The 2,234-nt window shown below is 60.2% G+C and carries 3 protein-coding genes; all 3 read left to right on the top strand.

Annotation, left to right across the window (positions count from 1 at the left end; genetic code table 11):
* Positions 1–99: 99 nt before the first annotated feature.
* Complete coding sequence (locus WBB95_RS08025; RefSeq protein WP_424487085.1) at positions 100–714, top strand: TetR/AcrR family transcriptional regulator; 615 nt, start codon at positions 100–102, stop codon at positions 712–714.
* Between the two features lie 25 nt (positions 715–739).
* Positions 740–1,417, top strand: coding sequence for a type 1 glutamine amidotransferase domain-containing protein (locus WBB95_RS08030; protein ID WP_424487086.1), 678 nt, complete (start codon positions 740–742; stop codon positions 1,415–1,417).
* A gap of 79 nt (positions 1,418–1,496) precedes the next feature.
* Positions 1,497–2,234: alkene reductase (locus WBB95_RS08035; protein ID WP_424487087.1), on the top strand; the 738-nt coding region annotated here is incomplete at its 3' end.

Consider the following 2,234-nt stretch of genomic DNA (forward strand, 5'->3'; position numbering starts at 1 on the left):
GTCCGGAATCCTTGCGGATATGACATTGTTGAGGTTTCGCGTGGCGCCTAACATCCCCTCAACGAACCAGACGACTGGTCTAATCGGACGGGATGAATGATGACTAACGTAACTAACAGTGCACGGCAGACCATTCTGGACACGGCGCAATTGATTGTCGGCCGCAAAGGATTTTCAGCCGTGGGCTTGAACGAAATACTTCAAGCCGCCGCGGTGCCCAAAGGTTCGTTTTATCACTACTTCAACTCTAAAGATGCGTTCGGTGTTGTATTGCTCGACCACTACTTCGACAACTATGCGCACGGCATGCAGCAACTGTTCAACGCACCGGGCTTGTCCGGGCACGCCAAGTTGATGCGCTATTGGCAGCTCTGGATCGACAACCAGACCGGCTGCACCGACGCGGGCAAATGCCTTGCCGTCAAGTTGGGTGCTGAGGTGTCAGACCTTTCAGAGCCAATGCGTTTGGCCCTGCAACGTGGCACCGCGCGCACCATCGAGTTACTTGCCGAAGCCTTGGAGCAGGGCATTGAAGACGGCTCGGTAAACGTTGCGCAAGCCCCGGACCGTCTGGCCCAGCGCCTGTATGCGTTGTGGCTGGGGACCAGCGTCATGCACAAGATTACCCGTACATCCGCGCCTTTCGACGAGGCGCTGAGGCTGACCCGGCAGTTGCTGGGCAGCCCTGAAAACACTGATGTTCATACCCATTGAAACCCATCGATCGAGGCACTGGCACATGAAAGTATTAATGGTACTGACCTCTCACGACCAGCTTGGCGACACCGGCCGCAAGACCGGCTTCTGGCTCGAAGAATTCGCTGCACCCTATTACGCGTTCAAGGACGCCGGTGCCGATGTGGTGCTGGCATCCCCGGCCGGCGGGCAACCGCCGCTGGACCCGGTCAGCGACCTGCCGGATTTCCAGACCGAACAGACCCACCGTTTCGCCGCCGACCCCGCTGCGCAGCAGGCCCTGGCCACCACGGTGAAACTGGACAGCGTGAACGCCGCCGACTTCGACACTGTGTTTTACCCCGGGGGTCACGGCCCGCTGTGGGACCTGGCGGAATCAAGCACCTCGATCGCCCTGATCGAAGCCTTCGAACGCGCCGGCAAGCCCATCGGTTTTGTCTGTCACGCACCGGGCGCGCTGCGTCACGTGAAAGCCGTCAACGGTGACCCGTTGATCAAGGGCCGCCGGGTCACCGGGTTCTCCAACTCGGAAGAGGCCGCGGTGGAATTGACCGATGTGGTGCCGTTCCTGATTGAAGACGAGTTCAAGAAACTCGGCGGCAAGTACGAGAAGGGTGCTGACTGGCAATCCTTTGTGATTGAAGACGGGTTATTGGTCACTGGCCAGAACCCGGGAAGTTCCAGTGAAGTGGCCAAAGTCCTGCTTAAACTGACTGCTTAAGTTAATTAACCGCTTGTTTGGTTGGCGACTCTCCCGAGTCGCCAATTCTTTAGCTTGCCCGGAATTTGGAAACCCTTACATGACTGACAGCCTCTTGAACTCCCCGGTAAAACTGGGTCATCACACCTTAAACAACCGTGTTGTTCTGCCACCGTTGACCCGTCAACGGGGCGCTCAGCCGGGTGATATCGCCACCGCGTTGATGGCCGAGTATTACCGCCAGCGCGCCGGTGCCGGTTTCATGGTCAGCGAAGGTACGCAGATCGAGCCGCGTGGCCAGGGTTACGCCTGGACGCCGGGCATCTACAGCCCGGCGCAGATCGACGGCTGGCGCGCCGTCACCGATGCAGTGCACGCCGAAGGCGGGGTGATTTTTGCCCAGTTATGGCATGTCGGGCGCGTGTCCCATCACGCGTTGCAACCCGACGGTGCCGCGCCGGTTGCGCCGTCGGCGATCCAGCCGCAGCAGGTCAAGGCCTTCATCGAAACCGCGCCGGGCGCGGGTGAACTGGTGCAGCCGCCGGTGCCTCGGGCGTTAACCACCGCCGAGGTCAAGGCGCTGGTGGGGCATTATGCGCAGGCCGCGCGCAATGCCTTGGACGCCGGGTTCGACGGGGTGGAAATTCACTCGGCCAATGGTTATCTGGTTAACCAGTTCATTTCGGCGCACGCGAATCAGCGCGACGACGAATACGGCGGCTCGCTGGAAAACCGCCTGCGGTTTCTGCGTGAAATTGTCGAGGCCGTGAGTGCCGTCGTCGGGCCGGAGCGCCTTGGGGTACGTTTCTCGCCGTTGTTCAGTGGCACCGACCAGGAC

Source organism: Pseudomonas sp. (assembly GCF_049645325.1).
Taxonomy (GTDB): domain Bacteria; phylum Pseudomonadota; class Gammaproteobacteria; order Pseudomonadales; family Pseudomonadaceae; genus Aquipseudomonas.